Origin of the sequence: Haloferax profundi (assembly GCF_001469865.1) — an archaeon.
Classification (GTDB): domain Archaea; phylum Halobacteriota; class Halobacteria; order Halobacteriales; family Haloferacaceae; genus Haloferax; species Haloferax profundi.
Map to the genome: position 1 here is coordinate 22,870 of NZ_LOPV01000101.1, position 14,617 is coordinate 37,486.

The window sequence follows — 14,617 nt, forward strand, 5'->3', positions numbered from 1 at the left end:
TAGGTCGCTTCGGCGCGTATATTTCGTCGATGGAGACGGCCCCGAATCGCCGTGCGACGAGGGGTCGCCACCGCACCACCATGACGCACATTGCACACACACCCGCGTCGACTCGCCGCCCGGTGCGCCGAAAGACCACACTCCCCCCAGACGGGTTGACTGGCCGCGCACGCCGCGCGCGAGTCGAACCGATGGCCGTTCGCCCCCTCCGCGACGGCCGGTACGTCGTCGAGACAGACGGCGGCACCTACGTCGTCGACGTGGAAGCCCGAACCTGCACCTGCCCGGACAACGCCATCCGACACGCTCGCTGTAAGCACCTCCGCCGAGTCGCTATCGAGATTACGACCGGGTTGGTCCCGCCGCCGGGTCGCCGGCGCGCTACCTGTGCCGTCTGCGGCGACGAGACGTTCGTCCCGATGGACGCAAGCGGCCCGCAACTCTGTCACGAACACGAACACCACGCCGGTGACCTCGTCCACGACAGGGAGACGGGGAGTCTCCTCGTCGCCACGCGCGCACTCCACACCCGCGCCGACGAGACGCAGACAGAGGTGGGGAGACTCGTCTCCGAGTTCGAGAGCAACACCGAGTACGGCGACCACGAACCGGTCTTCGAGGCTGTCTACCTCGACTCGCTTCCGGCAGACGCCGGCCTCTCGAAACTCGGGTCGTTGCACACCTACCGATTCCCCGCATCACGTCTCCAGCGGGTCGAGCGGGGGTTCGTCGGCACTCGGTCGCTCAGCGAATATCTCGCTCACGCCTGAGCGTCGGGTCGCAGAGAAACAGCGAAACGCCGTCAGTAGTTAGTCGTCCGCGTCGCCGAGTTTCGTCTGCGTCGGGCCGCCGACGAACGAGTCGAAGTCTTCGCCGTCCGCCAGGGCCGTCTCTTTCTTCACGCGGTAGTTGCCGCCGTCGGTCACGTAGAGGTCGCCGGGGTGGAAGAAGTACCAGTCCTCGCGGTCGAATCGAACCGCGATTCGGGCCTTGGCACCGAAGTTTCGAGAGAAGTAGACGAGTGCTTCGACCTCTTCGCCACTGAGGTAAATCGGTCGGCCGCTGGAGGCCTTCGCCTCGATTGCGTAGAACACCTCACCGTTGCCCGCGAGCACGTCCGGGAGTTCGCGCGTCGTCGCGCTTCCCGAAGCAGGGGCACGCATGACGGCGAATCCGGCCTCGTCGAGGGCGTTGACGAGTTCACGTTCGCGTCGGTCGCCCTTCCTGTTCGAAGACATGCTCGTGACTCGGCCGTGGCCGTTCTTAAATGGGACGACCGGAGAACACGCTCCGCGGTCCCTCATCGATTCGAACCCAGTGACGTGGTTGTCACCAAAAGAATAAGTCTCGTGTCGAAAAATGTGAAGCAATCACATGGAGAGTCTCCGGGGGCACGGTGTCAAATACGGCGGGTTCGTCGTCGCTGCTATCGGCTTCTTCGCGACACGATACACAGTCCTCGAATCGATAGACTCCGGCGCGAGTCTCGGTGAGTTTCTCCTCGGGCAGGCGACGTTCCTCACTCTGGGGCTCGGGTTGACCGTCTTCGGAATCGGATTGGCCGTGAGTTCCTACGAGGAGTCGTTCGTCGACACCGTCGCCGCGTGGAGCGTCCTCGGGACCATCTCGATGGTCCTCGTCCTCGGGTTGACGTTCGTCGGTATCGGGGACGCCGGCGAGGTGAGCGCAGTCACACAATCGACGCTCGTCGCGAACGTCCTCATCGGGGGGTCTATCGGTGGCGTCTTGACTGGGATCCGCGCAGCGATGAACAGTCGCCAACGCCGTGAACTGTCGAAGCAGGCAGACCGACTAACCGTGCTCAATCGTATCCTTCGGCACGAAGTCCTGAACAAAGTCAACGTCATCAGAGGGTATGCAGACCTCGAACCCGGGGAGACAGCGTCGGGCGCGTCGAGTTTGCAGGTCATCCAGCGAAACGCCGACCGTATCGACGATTCTATCACCGAGTTGCGGGCCATCGTCGGTCCGGCCGGTGAACGTCCGGTTCCGACGGACCTCCCCGCGGCCCTTCGGACCGCCATCGACGACGTTCGCTCGGTCCACGAGACGGCGACAGTGTCGCTCGATATCGACGCCCCAGAGGGCGTGCGAGCGTTGGCCGACGCGCACGTCGACACCGCACTCCAGCACTTGATAGAGAACGCGGTTGTCCACGCCGACACGGCGGACCCGCACGTCTCGGTGCGCCTCGAAGCACAGGGTGACCGGGTCGTAGTCCACGTCGAAGACGAAGGCCCCGGCATCCCCGACGACGTTGCAGCAGTCGTCGAAGAACGGCAGCTCCCCGAGTACGACGACCCGACGACGGGGTTCGGCCTCACACTCGTCCGTCTCCTCGTCGTCGACAAGTACGGCGGTGTCATCGACGTCGAGGCGGGTGACAGTGGGTCCGTCGTGTCCGTGACCCTCGCGCGTCCGAACGACGACGTCGTCGGCGACACGACTGGATACGGGGTCCCACCGTGGGTGCTCGGCGTCACCGCTATCGCGGCAGTCGTCGCTGGCGTCGTGATGGGCCTCGTCTCGCAAGCACTCACGGGGTCGCTCGCCATCATCGGCGCGCTCTACGGCGTGATGAACGGCGGCGTCGGGTGGGTCCTCCACATCTTCCACAGTGTCGTCTTCGGTATCCTCTTCGCCGTCGTCGTCACCCGTCGCAATCCGTGGCAGGTTCTCCAACGACCCGAAGCGCTGACGGGACTGGGGGTGGGGTATGGCCTGTTCCTGTGGGTCTTCGCCTCCGGGTTCGTCATGCCGGTTTGGCTCAACGCCGTCGGCATCCCCGCACCCGTCCCGAACCTCTCGACACCAATCTTGGTCTCGCACGCTGTCTGGGGTGCTGTGTTCGGCGCGTTGTTCGCGGTGGGAACTGAGCGCCACCGCTGAGTCGAGACCAGCCAGCGATTTGTCGACATGGCAGGGGGCCGTATGAACCGCGAGAACTGGCGCACAGGAGAGGTGACGGAACGCGGCCGCTGGCGGGTGTAAAAACAAGAAAACGGGCGTTGCGGTGCGTCGATTACGTCCCGTGGGCCCAACTGCCCATGTATTCGCGCTGTTCGTCGGTCATCGAGTCGAACTCGATGCCTTCGGCTTCCAGTTTGATTTCGGCGACTTCCCGGTCGAGTTCGTCTGGCACGTCGTGGACGCCGGCGTCGTAGGCGTCGCCGTTCTGGACGATTTCACGGACGACGACGGCCTGCACGCCGAACGACTGGTCCATGACTTCGACGGGGTGGCCGAGTGCGATGGGCGACGCGAGGTTGACGAGGCGGCCCTCGGCGAGGACGTTCAGACGGCGGCCGTCTGCCATCTCGTAGGCGTCGACGCCGTCGCGGGCCTCGTACTGGTCCACGGCGAGGTCAGACAGGTCTTCGAGGTTGATTTCGATGTCGAAGTGACCGGCGTTGGCGAGGAGGACGCCGTCTTTCATGTTCTCGAAGTCCTCACGGGTGATGACGTCGCGGTTGCCGGTGGTCGTGATGAACACGTCGCCGACTTTCGCGGCCTCTTCCATCGGCATCACGTCGTAGCCCTCCATGTGGGCTTCGAGGGCGCGGCGTGGGTCGACTTCGGTGACGATGACGTCCGCGTTCTGGCCGGCGGCCTTCTTCGCGACACCCTTGCCACAGTAGCCGTAGCCACCGACGACGACGTTCTTGCCGGCGTACGAGAGGTTGGTCGTCATGGCGATGGTCGCCAGCGACGACTCGCCCGTGCCGTGGACGTTGTCGAAGAGCGTCTTCATCGGCGTGTCGTTCACGGCGAAGACGGGGTACTGGAGTTCGCCGTCTTCGTCCATCGCGCGCAGACGGTGGACACCCGTCGTCGTCTCTTCTGCGCCGCCGAGGATGGTGTCGATGAGTTCGGGGTACTCCTCGTGGATGGTGAAGACCATGTCCATGCCGTCGTCGACGGTGATAGTCGGTTCGTGGGCGATGACCGCGTCGATGGCGGCGTAGTAGTCGTCGTCGCCGACGCCGCGGACGGCGTAGGAGGTGATGTCGTCGTGTGCGTCGAGGGCGGCGGACACGTCGTTGTGGGTCGAAAGCGGGTTGCACCCCGTGATGGCGACTTCCGCGCCACCGAGGGCCAGCAGTTCGACGAGGTTCGCCGTCTTCGCCTCGACGTGCATGGCCATCCCGATGACCTCGCCGTCGAGCGGTTTGTCGGCCTCGAACTGGTCACGCAGTTCCTGCAGGATGGGCATGTGCTGGAGCGCCCAGTCCATCTTGCGGCGTCCCTCGTTCCGTGCGGCCTCGACGTCGTCGAGGTGCTCGGAGACAGGAGCGTAGTGTTCGCTCATAGGGGGTGCTTCGGCGAGGTGTCCGAAAACCCTACCGAAGGCGGATGCGACGAGCGCCCCCGAATCTACAAGTGTCAACGGAGCGATTACCATAGCGAGGCGCGATGCTCGTTATAGACAACGGCACCACGATGGCCGAGCAAGAGCTGTTCGCCCTGATGAGCGCACCGGCAGTCCCCGACCTGTTGCGCGTGGCCGACGAGCCACTGACGGTCAAAGAGCTGAGTTGCCGCGCTGGCGTCCCGCTCTCGACAGCCTACCGGGAGGTCAAGCGCCTCCACGAGGCGTCCCTCCTGGAGAAGACCATAATGGTGGACCACAGCGACGGCCGACACGTCTCGCAGTACTGTCGGACGTTCGAGACGATGGAGGTTCGCGTCACCGACGACGGCCTTCGCATCGAACTCGCCGGGTGACACCGACGCCGTGGGAGTGGAGTCCGTTCGCGTGAGAAAAGAGTAGTCGCAGTTAGACGCGTTCGTGAAGTGCGTCGACGGTCGAGCGAGCGCGGTCCACGACGGCCGATTCGTCGAGCGTCAGGACCTCACGGTCACGCATCAAGACCTGCCCGTCGCAGATGGTGTGCCGAACGTCCGACCCGCGGGCGGCGTAGACGAGGTGACTCACGAGGTTGGTCGCGGGCGTGAGGTGCGGTGCGTCGAAGTCCACGACGGCGATGTCCGCGACGCCACCGACTTCGAGCGTGCCGCCCGGAAGACCGATAGCGTCGGCAGAACCGGCCGTCGCCATGTCGAGCACGTCGGGAGCAGCGACGGCGCTCGCGTCGTCTGCTGCGAGTTTACCAATCATCGCCGCGTCGCGCATCTCGTCGAACATGTCGAGGTCGTTGTTCGAGGCGGCCCCGTCGGTGCCGATACCGACGGTGACGCCCGCGTCAAGCATGTCCTGTACCGGTGCCATCCCAGAGGCGAGTTTCATGTTCGACGCCGGGCAGTGGACGACGCCCGTCCCCGCGTCGGCGAGCAGCGAAATCTCTTCGTCGTCGACGTGGACGCCGTGGGCGATGAAGTCGGCGTCCGTGAGCATGCCGAGGTCCCGTGCGTAGGCAAGCGGACGCTCGTCGCGTTCCTCGACGATGGGGTCGACTTCGTTCGTCGTCTCGTTGGCGTGGTAGTGGACGGGGATGCCTTCGTCGTGAGCCTCGGCAGTCGCCTCACTGAGGTACTCCTCGTCGACCGTCGTCAGCGAGTGCGGCATGACCGCCGTCCGAATCCGGCCGTCGGCAGCGCCGTCGAACTCGCGGGCCACGTCGAGGCTCTCTTCGATGTCCTCCCACGCGTCTTCCTCGTCTTTGCCGATGGTGACGACGCCGTGTCCGACGCGGGCGCGGAGGCCGGCCTCTTCGATAGCGGCGACGACTTCGGGGACGTGGAAGTACATGTCCGCGAACCCGGTGGTCCCCGATTTAATCATCTCGACCAGTCCGAGTTCCGCGCCGACGCGCACGTCCTCGGGCGTGAGCGCCGCTTCCGTCGGCCAGATGTCTTCCTGAAGCCACGCGTCGAGTGGCTTGTCGTCGGCGTAGCCCCGGAGGAGCGTCATCGAGACGTGGCAGTGGGCGTTGACCAATCCGGGCATGACGAGACAGCCCTCGGCGTCGAGCGTCTCGGACGCCTCGGCGTCGATATCTGACCCGATATCGAGGATGGTTCCCTCGTCGCGGTCCACGAGAACGTCCGCGTCTTCGACTGTCCCGTCGGGACGGAGTACCCGACCGTCCGTGATTCGCAGCGTGTCCATGTCGGGCGTTCGGGTCGGGTCCGTCGTGAATCCACCGTCTCGTGACGGCGCATTCGCGCCAGTCCGAAACCCCGCTCTGGACCGTCGTTGGGGACGACTAGTCCGATTCCCGAAGAACGAGAACGAGCGAACCCTCTTACCTACACCCCCCAATTATGCAGGTACATGGAGCCCCTGTTACGGTTCGCGCTCGTTCCGGGGCACGTCCAGACCGCAGAGAGTCCGTTCGTCACCGTCGTCGTCGCCCTCGCAGGCATCGCCTCGGTGACGCTCGCAGGGCTCGGCGTCGCGGTGTTCTACCGCCGGCAGACTCGGTCGCACCTGCTCATCGCGTTGGCACTCCTCGCCTTCGCGTCGCGGGCAGGTATCGCGGCCCTCTCGTTCGGCGGCGTCCTCTCGGACTTCGACCACCACGTCGTCGAACACGCCCTCGACCTCGTGATGGCTGGACTCGTCCTCGCGGCCATCTACTACGCCCGGACTATCGAGCGCGAAACAGGGGTAAACGAACCATGAGCGAGACACGAATCCGCGTCGCAGACCACATCAAGCACAACCCGGGAGTCCACTTCAACGAGCTCGTGCGCGCGCTCGACCTCGCACCCGGCCAAGTACAACACCACATCCGTCGCCTCCTCTCTGACGAGACGGTCCTTCGAACCGAGTTCTACGGGCGAACCCACTACTACCCGCCCGAGTTCGACGAGTGGGAGCGCGGGGCCCTCGCACTCGTCCGACGAGAGACCGCTCGCGACATCCTCGGCCACCTCATCGAACACGGTGACGCCCGCCCCGACGACGTGGCCGACGCAATCGGCGTCGCCCGAAGCACGCTGGAGTGGCACCTCAACCACCTCACCGAACGCGACGTCGTCCGCAAAGAACGTGACCTGCACAACCGCGTGACGCTCGTCCTGACGCACCCCAACCGGACGGCCAAACTCCTGGGCGAGGTATCGCCGTCGCTCCCCGAACGGTTTGTCGACCGGTTCGACCGCCTCATCGACACGCTCGTCGAAGGCTGAGCGGCCGACCGTTCGTCTGCCGGCATCGCATTTCCACTCACTTGCACCGGTCGAAAGCCAATTAGCCCCAGAGTGTGAGGTGTCGGTATGCGAATCGCCGTGCCCAACAAGGGTCGTCTGCACGAACCGACCATCGACCTCTTGGAACGTGCCGGACTACACCTCGACAACGGTGCCGAGCGGAAACTCTACGCCGACACCGTCGACTCCGACGTGACGGTTCTCTTCGCCCGCGCCGCGGACATCCCCGAGTACGTCCGCGACGGGGCCGCCGAAATCGGTATCACTGGCCTCGACCAGGTCCGCGAGTCCGGACACCGACTCGCAGAACTGCTCGACTTGGGGTACGGAAAGTGCCGCCTCGTCCTCGCCGCCCCGGAAGACGGCGACATCGAGTCAGTCGCCGACGTGTCCGGTAAAGTCGTCGCCACCGAGTTCCCGAACATCGCCCGCACGTACTTCGACGAGGAAGGCATCGACGCCGAAGTCGTGGAAGTGACGGGCGCGACGGAACTCACCCCGCACGTCGAGATGGCCGACGCCATCATCGACATCACCTCGACGGGGACGACGCTCCGCGTCAACCGCCTCGGCGTCGTAGACGAAGTGCTGTCGTCGTCCGTTCGTCTCTTCGCCCACCCCGACGCCGTCGACGACCCGAAAGTCGCCCAACTCGTGATGGCGCTCGAATCGGTCCTGACCGCAGAGGGCAAGCGTTACCTGATGATGAACGCGCCCCGCGAGAAACTCGACGACGTGCGCGAGGTCATTCCGGGCCTCGGCGGTCCCACTGTGATGGACGTCGCCGGCGACGACACCGTCGCCGTCCACGCCGTCGTGAACGAACGCGACGTGTTCGAAGTCGTCAGCGACCTCAAGAAAGTCGGGGCGAGTGGTATCCTCGTCACCGAAATCGAGCGACTCGTCGAATAGCGCTCGCGCTCACTTCTTCTGCCATCGTAACTCTGGCACCGTCACACCCGGGTCGAACTGAACTTCGCCGTACCTGAATCTGACGTACAACGCGATAGCCGCCATGCCGACGAGCATCGCGCCGACACCGAGGAGTCCCGCCTCGGGGCCGAACGCGCCGCCGGTGACGAGGTCCGGTCCGCGTTCCGTCGTCTCAACGAACGACGACCCGAAGTCGAGGCCGCTGACGGCGAATCCGTAGACGCCGCCTTGGACGAAGTTCCACGAGATGTGGATGCCGACGGGAATCGCGAGGTCACCCGTGAGGACGTACCCGAGGCCGAGCATGACGCCCGCGAGCGTGATGCTGAGCGTACTCGCGAGACTCGCGTTCGGATTCTGCAAGTGTGCGAGACCGAAGAGGGCCGCAGAGACGACGAGGGCGACGGTCAGCGCCGTCGGGACGTCGAATCGCCAGCGCATCCCCTCGGCGATGTCTGTGAGGACGACCCCTCGTAAGAGGAGTTCCTCTGCGATGCCGACAGAGACGAAAAACAGGAACAGTGCGGCAGCGCCGGTGAGGCGGTCCACACCGAATCCAACGCCGTCGACGACGACCCACCCAGTGACGAGACCGATGGCGAAGATACCGGACATCAAGACGCCGCCGAGGACGAGTCCGAACGCGAGGTCGACCGCCCAGTCGCGGTCGATGCCGAATCCGAGGTCTGCAATCGTCCGCCGGTCGACGTAGCGGGCCGCGACGAATCCGCCGATTCCGGTCGCGCCAGTCAGGACGACCGAGACGAAGAGTCTGGCGAGTGCGCTCGTCTCCAGCAGGTCGGAGAGGACGGCACCGATGCCGACACCGACGACGAGTGAGACGAAGACGACGACGACGACTGTCGCGAGGAGTCGAACCGGGGCGCGCGGGCGTCGTTCGGCGTCGTTCCAGACGAGTCTGCGGGGAGACACGTCCGTCGATTCTCCCGCATCGGTTAAGAATGTACGCCGGGCGTCCGGTGGTCGCTTAGAGTGGTGCGCTAGTCAAGATGACGAGGAGGCCAAACAGGACGAACCCAAGGATGACGGTCACGACGAAGTGGATGAACACCACGTAGGCCGAAAGTCGGTTCGACCGGCCGTAGAGGTACTTGACGAGCGTGAAGTCGAGACCGATTGCGAGGGCCAACGCGACGAACGAGTTCCACCCGAACGTGGTGAAGACGACGGCGATTGCCGCCGGAACTGGGCCGACGGCGAACGCCTTCTTGAGTTCGACGTCACCGAGGACGTTCCGCACGGCGATGTGCGCAGTGAGAGAGAGAAACAACGCGAACAGCGCGAAGGTTCCGGCGACGGCAGTGACCGGCGCGCCAGAAGCGGCCGTCTGCAAGATGAGCGCGTCCATATCGGCGCATCGGACGCGACGAACTTAGGTTCGGTCGATTCGCGACGAGACAAACGCGACGAAACGAAACGGAACGGAACCGAGTTAGAGCGACCCGGACAGCAACCCGAGTTCGGAGAGACGCGAGATGATGACGTCCACCGCCTCCTTTGCGTCTTCGGGTTTCTTGCCGCCCGTGATGACGAGTTTGCCCGACCCGAAGAGGAGTGCGACCACGCTCGGTTCGTCCAGACGGTAAACGAGACCAGGGAACTGCTCGGGTTCGTACTCGATGTTTTCGAGGCCGAGGCCGATAGCGATGGCGTTGAGGTTCAGGTTCTCGCCGAGGTCCGCGCTGGTGACGATGTTCTGGACAGTGATTTCGGGGTCGTCGTCGACGGGAATCTGGAGTTCACGAAGCTTGTCGAAGACGATACCGAGGCTCTCGTGTACGTCGTCGGTCGATTTCGCGCCGGTACAGACAATCTTCCCCGAGCGAAAGATGAGCGCCGCAGACTTCGGATTCTGTGTCCGATAGACGAGTCCCGGGAACTGTTCCGGGTCGTAGTCGGCACCTTCGAGGTCCATGGCCACACTCTGGAGGTCGAGTTCTTGGCCGATTCCCGTGGAGGCGACGACGTTCTCGATGTTGATGGTGTCCTTGGGGTCGGTCATGCAACAATTTAAGTCACGTATTTAAGGTTTAAAAAGATTGGTGCAAGAGATTGACAATTTAGACGCGCCGTCGGATAATCTGGACGTTCCGGGCCGTGACGACGGTTCCAAGTAATGTCAGTGCAGTGGGAACAGCGAGCCGGGCGGTCGTGGGGCTGAGCGTCCAGTACGTGGCCACGAAGAGCGCGACTGAGACGAGTTTCAACACGGCGAACGACCCCGGGCCGGGGTCGCCGCCGGAGAGAAACCGAACGAGTGGGTTCCCCTCCTGTACACCTGCCATCCTGACCCCGACGATGGTCGTGACGTAGTCACCGAGGCCGTAGGCGAGTGCCGCCGCGCCCCAGAGGATGGCGTCGAGCGAAGCCATGGGGGTGGATTCGGACCCTCCGTCATAAATCTCGCCGTCCGTCGTCGAACAGGTGACCCCACTCGTGGCGGCACGCTGGCGCCCCCGAAGCCCGTACGAACGCCGACGGAGTCGCCGGCGACCGATACCCTCATTTTTCCACCCCGTCAGGTCCGAGCGTGTACGGATTGGAACTCGCCGGCGAGGAAGACGCGTTCGCCGCGCGCGAGGCAGAAGCGGCGGCGACGGCAGTCGAGGTGGTCGCCCCGGGTCTCGCCACCGCCCGCGGCGTCGACAACGAGCGAGCGACATTGCTCGCGTACACCCGCCGCGTCGTCGAACTCGTCGGGAACTGTGCCCCCGACGTCGACGCCGCCCGCGCCCTCGTCGAAGCCGCGAGCATCGACCGCGAAGGGACCGTCGCCGTCCGCGCCCGCGACGTGCGCGGCCTGACCGGCGTCAGTACGAGCGACGCCGAGCGAACCGTTGGGTCCGCCCTGGTGGAGCGCGGATTCGACGTGGACCTCGACGACCCAGACCACGAACTCCGCGTCTACTTCACCGAGGGGACGTGTCTCGTCGGGTGGGCCGTCGCCGAGAGCGTCCGGGACTTCTCGGACCGAAAACCGACCGACCGGCCGTTCTTCCAACCGGGGAGCATGGCCCCCGTGGATGCCCGTGCCTTCGTCAACATCGCCGGCGCGGAACCCGGCGCACGCATCCTCGACCCGATGTGTGGCACCGGTGGTGTGTTACTCGAAGCGGGTCTCGTCGGTGCCGACGTCGTCGGCGTCGACGCACAGGCGAAGATGGCCCGTGGCGCTCGGGTAAACTTGGACCACTACGTCGACGGTGGGCACGTCGTCCGCGGCGACGCGACTGCACTCCCGTTCCGCGACGACACCATGGACGGCGTCGTCTTCGACGCGCCGTACGGGAGACAGTCGAAAATCGAAACCCACTCGCTTTCGGACCTGGTCGGCGGCGCGTTAGAAGAGGTGTATCGAGTCGCCCCGCAGTGTGTGATGGTCGCCGATAGGTCGTGGGTGGACGAGGCCGAGGACGCAGGATGGGAGGTCGAACAAGTGTTCGAACGACGGGTGCATCGGTCGCTCGTTCGGTACGTGCATCTGCTACACCGGTGATGTCACTGGGCCGTCAGCGTTCAGAAACTCGGTGAGCCGACACGCTTTCCGCGCCGATACAGGTAGAACGTCAACGACGGAACCGAGACGACGTAGAAGAGCGTAAACAGCGCCCCAGCGATGTGGACGAGTCCAGCACCGACCCAGAGCCACGTCGGTCGCCACGATGCTGATGACTCCCGCACGGCGTACACGTCGATGGCGAGGAACACCAGAACGAAGAGGCCGACGAGGAGGGAAATACCGTCGACGAGAAAGAGGACCGCGAAGAAACTGAGTACGGCCTCTTCAGACCCAGATTCGATGGCGGGAACGATTCCAGCGACGGCCACCACGGCGACGACGCTGAGGAAGACCGAAATTGGGAACGTGGCGACACCATACCACCACGGGAGTGGGACCTGTTGGGAGCGAGGCACCGAGTTCGAATCGTGTGACGTGGAGGGCACATCGTATCCGACGGACGTGTGTGTTAAATAGTTGTCATCGATAGAGAGGGATTCGATGAGCTTCACTCCTTTTTAGCCATACTCTCTCGCCCAGCTGTACCGACTACCCGATTTCGACTACCGCGTTTCCGGCCCGAATCCCAAGAGGAGAAAGTAGACAGACTACGCGGCCTACTCCAGCACGTACCTGTTTTCTCGATACGAATCGCCCCCGATGGTCGTCTGGCTCTCGTCGACGTACTCGAACCCGAACTGGTCGTAGAAGTTGTTCCCCGGGTCGTTCTCGGCGAGCACCATCGCGTTGATTCGGTCGACACCCGCTTCAGCGAGTTCGACACGGGTTCGATTGAGCAACTCGTGGCCGACGTTCTGGCGTCGGTAGTCAGGGTGGACGTAGAGGCGGAGGATGTACCCCTCGCCTTCGTCGCTGCTCCACGTCGCGTGCGCGAACCCGACGACTGCGTCGTCCCGTTCGGCGACGAGGAGGAGTGACCGGGCCGGGACGAGTGCATCTGCAATCTGCTCGTGTGCGTACCAGTCGTTGAACCCCTCTTCGATGGTTTCGCGCGTCAGAATCTCCGGGTAGTCTGTCTCCCACGACGCTTTCGCGACGTGTCGAATCGCGTCGATATCCTCCTCGGTCGCCACACGGATTGTCATGTGTACACACACCACTCGAACGCCGATATTCCTTCCCCTGTACAAGACGTGTCAGGGAGACTCCCGCCGTGCGACCACCGTCTCGCCAGCACGCACTGATTGACCTTTCTCGACCACGACGTCTTCAGACCCGAACTCCGGCGGCAGCAACACGTCTGCCCGAGACCCGAAGTCGATGTGGCCAATCTTGTCGCCGCGTCCGAGTTCGTCGTCCGACGCGACGTACGGGTGGATTCGCCGGGCGAACGCACCCGCAATCTGGGATATCTCGTACTCGCCGTCGTCCGATTCGACGACGATATCGACGCGCTCGTTCTTGTCCGAGTCCTTCGAGAACGCCGGTTTGTGTGCGCCGGGGCGGTGGGTCACGTCCGTGACTGTCCCCGCGACGGGGGCACGGTTGACGTGCACGTCGGTGACGTTCATGAACACGCCGACGCGGACACGCCCATCTTCGACGCGGATGACAGAGACGTGGCCGTCGGCGGGTGCGATGACACCGGGCGTGTCTGGAGGGGAACGTTCCGGGTCGCGGAAGAACCACAGGACGAACGCGCCGACACCGAGGAGGACGGCACCTGCTGGAGGGAAGACGAACGCGGCGACTGCCGCGCCCAGAAATGCGGGCACGGCGAACCGTCGATAGCCGGGGGCGAACTGCATTCAGGCCTCGCCTCTGACCTCGGCACCCCAACTCGTGAGGAGGTGGGTGACGTGCAAGCGGTCGTCGATACCGACCGAGAGGTCCAAGTCGACCTGTCCAGCGAGTTCGTGGAGACGCGCGAGTTCGCCGTCGGCGAAGCGTTCGGGGGTGGCGTCGGCGACGCGGAGGATGTCGCGGAGGAGTTCCTGTCCCTCGTAGCCCTCGTCGTCGAGGAGCGTCGTAATCGTCTTCCGGGCGTCCTTGATGTCGCCGTCGCGGGCGTTGATGAGGAGCGTCTTCAGTTCGTCGTCGAACCCGACGTCGCCGAGGGCGGCGTGGACGGTGGACATGGTGACTTCGTCCGCCTCGATGGCCGTCCGCTGGGCGGAGAGGATTGCCTTCCGGATGTTACCGCCGGACGCGTCCGCGAGGAACTGGAGGCCGCCGGCGTCGTAGTCGACGCCCTCAGCGTCGAGGATGTCCGCGACGAGGGCTTCGAGGGAATCGTCGTCCGGTGCGGGCATCGGAACGGGGAAACACCGCGAGCGAATCGGCGGGATGAGTTTCGAGGGTTGCCGCGTGGTGATGACGAACTGCGTCGTCCGGTGGTGCTGTTCCATCACGCGGCGAAGCGCCTGCTGGAAGTCCTCGCGGATGGCCTCGGCGTTGTCGAGGACGATAGTCTTGTACTCGCCCGACATGGGGGCGTAACTGGCCGACTCCTTGAGCACGCGATTTATCATGTCGCGTTTGGCCATGCGACTCCGTCCGTCGAGGAACTGCTCGAAGCGCGGGTCTTGCCGAATCTGCTTTTTCGTCCGGTTGAAGAAGTCCGCGACGTTGAGTTCGATGAGGTCGTTCTCCGGGTCGGCGTGTGCTTCTTCGGCGAGGGCGCGGACCGCGGCAGTCTTGCCGACGCCCGGGGGACCCTGCACCACGAGGTTCATCGGTTCGTCAACGGCGCGGCGAAGGCGCTCACGAACCTCCTGCTGTGGGAGGTCGTCGAGTGTCGGCGCGTGCGTCTCGGTCCACAGCGGCGCGTCCATTGGACAGCGGTAACAGTCGGTCGGGTAAGAATCGGTCGGTCCGTCGCGTCGCTCACTCGTCGGTCATCGCGTCGGCCACGGGACTCCCGTCGTGGCAGCGAGAGTGGGTGTGAGGAGAGCGAGGCGATTCGACGCACGTTTAGCCCCGCCGCTATCAGTATGTGGCATGTCCATGCGTGCGACCTTCCTCGGGACCGGCGGGGCCGTTCCCACCACGGCGCGAGCGCCGAGC

The 14,617-nt window shown here is 64.5% G+C and carries 18 protein-coding genes; 7 read left to right on the top strand and 11 right to left on the bottom strand.

What is annotated here, in order from left to right; all coding sequences use genetic code 11:
* Window positions 1-122: 122 nt before the first annotated feature.
* On the top strand, window positions 123-770 hold the full coding sequence (locus tag AUR66_RS05440) for an SWIM zinc finger family protein (protein WP_058571492.1): 648 nt from the start codon (window positions 123-125) through the stop codon (window positions 768-770).
* Window positions 771-809: 39 nt separating this feature from the next.
* Here the strand turns inward: AUR66_RS05440 and hjc are convergent, their stop codons facing one another.
* On the bottom strand, window positions 810-1,238 hold the full coding sequence (gene hjc, locus AUR66_RS05445; protein WP_058571476.1) for a Holliday junction resolvase Hjc: 429 nt from the start codon (window positions 1,236-1,238) through the stop codon (window positions 810-812).
* A 136-nt stretch (window positions 1,239-1,374) separates the two neighbouring features.
* Here hjc and AUR66_RS05450 point away from each other — a divergent pair, with 136 nt between their 5' ends.
* Entirely contained in the window at window positions 1,375-2,910 is a 1,536-nt protein-coding gene (locus AUR66_RS05450) for an ATP-binding protein (RefSeq protein WP_058571477.1), read from the top strand.
* A gap of 133 nt (window positions 2,911-3,043) precedes the next feature.
* Here AUR66_RS05450 and AUR66_RS05455 read toward each other — a convergent pair whose 3' ends face one another.
* Window positions 3,044-4,330, bottom strand: a complete 1,287-nt coding sequence (locus AUR66_RS05455) for an adenosylhomocysteinase (RefSeq protein WP_058571478.1) — start codon at window positions 4,328-4,330, stop codon at window positions 3,044-3,046.
* Window positions 4,331-4,434: 104 nt separating this feature from the next.
* On the opposite strand from AUR66_RS05455, the gene AUR66_RS05460 reads away from it, so the two are divergent.
* Window positions 4,435-4,746, top strand: coding sequence for a helix-turn-helix domain-containing protein (locus AUR66_RS05460; RefSeq protein WP_058571479.1), 312 nt, complete (start codon window positions 4,435-4,437; stop codon window positions 4,744-4,746).
* Window positions 4,747-4,798: 52 nt separating this feature from the next.
* Here the strand turns inward: AUR66_RS05460 and AUR66_RS05465 are convergent, their stop codons facing one another.
* Window positions 4,799-6,091: an amidohydrolase gene (locus AUR66_RS05465; RefSeq protein WP_058571480.1), complete on the bottom strand. Its 1,293-nt coding sequence runs from the start codon at window positions 6,089-6,091 to the stop codon at window positions 4,799-4,801.
* Between the two features lie 165 nt (window positions 6,092-6,256).
* Between AUR66_RS05465 and AUR66_RS05470 the strand changes: the two genes are divergently transcribed.
* The 3 genes from AUR66_RS05470 (at window position 6,257) to hisG (ending at window position 8,049) form a co-directional block, all read left to right on the top strand.
* Window positions 6,257-6,607, top strand: a complete 351-nt coding sequence (locus AUR66_RS05470; RefSeq protein ID WP_058571481.1) for a DUF7471 family protein — start codon at window positions 6,257-6,259, stop codon at window positions 6,605-6,607.
* On the top strand, window positions 6,604-7,116 hold the full coding sequence (locus tag AUR66_RS05475) for a winged helix-turn-helix transcriptional regulator (RefSeq protein ID WP_058571482.1): 513 nt from the start codon (window positions 6,604-6,606) through the stop codon (window positions 7,114-7,116). The genes AUR66_RS05470 and AUR66_RS05475 overlap by 4 nt, the downstream gene beginning before the upstream one ends.
* A gap of 87 nt (window positions 7,117-7,203) precedes the next feature.
* Window positions 7,204-8,049: an ATP phosphoribosyltransferase gene (gene hisG, locus AUR66_RS05480; protein WP_058571483.1), complete on the top strand. Its 846-nt coding sequence runs from the start codon at window positions 7,204-7,206 to the stop codon at window positions 8,047-8,049.
* A gap of 9 nt (window positions 8,050-8,058) precedes the next feature.
* Here the strand turns inward: hisG and AUR66_RS05485 are convergent, their stop codons facing one another.
* The 4 genes from AUR66_RS05485 to AUR66_RS05500 all read right to left on the bottom strand — a co-directional run bounded on the left by AUR66_RS05485 (window position 8,059) and on the right by AUR66_RS05500 (window position 10,463).
* The gene (locus AUR66_RS05485; RefSeq protein ID WP_058571484.1) at window positions 8,059-9,003 is read right to left on the bottom strand and encodes a CPBP family intramembrane glutamic endopeptidase; all 945 of its coding nucleotides are present in this window, start codon (window positions 9,001-9,003) and stop codon (window positions 8,059-8,061) included.
* Between the two features lie 55 nt (window positions 9,004-9,058).
* Window positions 9,059-9,439 (bottom strand): DUF7473 family protein, encoded by a 381-nt coding sequence (locus AUR66_RS05490; protein ID WP_058571485.1) that lies wholly within the window; start codon window positions 9,437-9,439, stop codon window positions 9,059-9,061.
* 84 nt (window positions 9,440-9,523) lie between these two features.
* Complete coding sequence (locus AUR66_RS05495) at window positions 9,524-10,093, bottom strand: TATA-box-binding protein (protein WP_058571486.1); 570 nt, start codon at window positions 10,091-10,093, stop codon at window positions 9,524-9,526.
* Between the two features lie 58 nt (window positions 10,094-10,151).
* Window positions 10,152-10,463: a DUF5658 family protein gene (locus AUR66_RS05500; protein WP_058571487.1), complete on the bottom strand. Its 312-nt coding sequence runs from the start codon at window positions 10,461-10,463 to the stop codon at window positions 10,152-10,154.
* Window positions 10,464-10,630: 167 nt separating this feature from the next.
* Here AUR66_RS05500 and AUR66_RS05505 point away from each other — a divergent pair, with 167 nt between their 5' ends.
* A complete protein-coding gene (locus AUR66_RS05505; protein WP_058571493.1) occupies window positions 10,631-11,587 on the top strand; it encodes a TIGR01177 family methyltransferase in 957 nt (318 codons plus the stop codon).
* Between the two features lie 20 nt (window positions 11,588-11,607).
* Here the strand turns inward: AUR66_RS05505 and AUR66_RS05510 are convergent, their stop codons facing one another.
* The 4 genes from AUR66_RS05510 to AUR66_RS05525 form a co-directional block, all read right to left on the bottom strand.
* On the bottom strand, window positions 11,608-12,036 hold the full coding sequence (locus tag AUR66_RS05510; RefSeq protein ID WP_058571494.1) for a hypothetical protein: 429 nt from the start codon (window positions 12,034-12,036) through the stop codon (window positions 11,608-11,610).
* 171 nt (window positions 12,037-12,207) lie between these two features.
* Window positions 12,208-12,696, bottom strand: a complete 489-nt coding sequence (locus tag AUR66_RS05515) for a GNAT family N-acetyltransferase (RefSeq protein ID WP_058571488.1) — start codon at window positions 12,694-12,696, stop codon at window positions 12,208-12,210.
* Between the two features lie 51 nt (window positions 12,697-12,747).
* On the bottom strand, window positions 12,748-13,359 hold the full coding sequence (locus tag AUR66_RS05520; protein WP_058571489.1) for a protein sorting system archaetidylserine decarboxylase: 612 nt from the start codon (window positions 13,357-13,359) through the stop codon (window positions 12,748-12,750).
* Window positions 13,360-14,385, bottom strand: a complete 1,026-nt coding sequence (locus tag AUR66_RS05525; RefSeq protein ID WP_058571490.1) for an AAA family ATPase — start codon at window positions 14,383-14,385, stop codon at window positions 13,360-13,362. It lies immediately after the preceding gene.
* Window positions 14,386-14,617 lie beyond the last annotated feature (232 nt).

Bases quoted from the DNA above. Each gene is read 5' to 3' on its own strand.
- hjc (WP_058571476.1), bottom strand. From the start codon at position 1,238: ATGTCTTCGAACAGGAAGGGCGACCGACGCGAACGTGAACTCGTCAAC.
- AUR66_RS05450 (WP_058571477.1), top strand. From the start codon at position 1,375: ATGGAGAGTCTCCGGGGGCACGGTGTCAAATACGGCGGGTTCGTCGTC.
- AUR66_RS05455 (WP_058571478.1), bottom strand. From the start codon at position 4,330: ATGAGCGAACACTACGCTCCTGTCTCCGAGCACCTCGACGACGTCGAG.
- AUR66_RS05460 (WP_058571479.1), top strand. From the start codon at position 4,435: ATGCTCGTTATAGACAACGGCACCACGATGGCCGAGCAAGAGCTGTTC.
- AUR66_RS05465 (WP_058571480.1), bottom strand. From the start codon at position 6,091: ATGGACACGCTGCGAATCACGGACGGTCGGGTACTCCGTCCCGACGGG.
- AUR66_RS05470 (WP_058571481.1), top strand. From the start codon at position 6,257: ATGGAGCCCCTGTTACGGTTCGCGCTCGTTCCGGGGCACGTCCAGACC.
- AUR66_RS05475 (WP_058571482.1), top strand. From the start codon at position 6,604: ATGAGCGAGACACGAATCCGCGTCGCAGACCACATCAAGCACAACCCG.
- hisG (WP_058571483.1), top strand. From the start codon at position 7,204: ATGCGAATCGCCGTGCCCAACAAGGGTCGTCTGCACGAACCGACCATC.
- AUR66_RS05490 (WP_058571485.1), bottom strand. From the start codon at position 9,439: ATGGACGCGCTCATCTTGCAGACGGCCGCTTCTGGCGCGCCGGTCACT.
- AUR66_RS05495 (WP_058571486.1), bottom strand. From the start codon at position 10,093: ATGACCGACCCCAAGGACACCATCAACATCGAGAACGTCGTCGCCTCC.
- AUR66_RS05500 (WP_058571487.1), bottom strand. From the start codon at position 10,463: ATGGCTTCGCTCGACGCCATCCTCTGGGGCGCGGCGGCACTCGCCTAC.
- AUR66_RS05515 (WP_058571488.1), bottom strand. From the start codon at position 12,696: ATGACAATCCGTGTGGCGACCGAGGAGGATATCGACGCGATTCGACAC.
- AUR66_RS05520 (WP_058571489.1), bottom strand. From the start codon at position 13,359: ATGCAGTTCGCCCCCGGCTATCGACGGTTCGCCGTGCCCGCATTTCTG.
- AUR66_RS05525 (WP_058571490.1), bottom strand. From the start codon at position 14,385: ATGGACGCGCCGCTGTGGACCGAGACGCACGCGCCGACACTCGACGAC.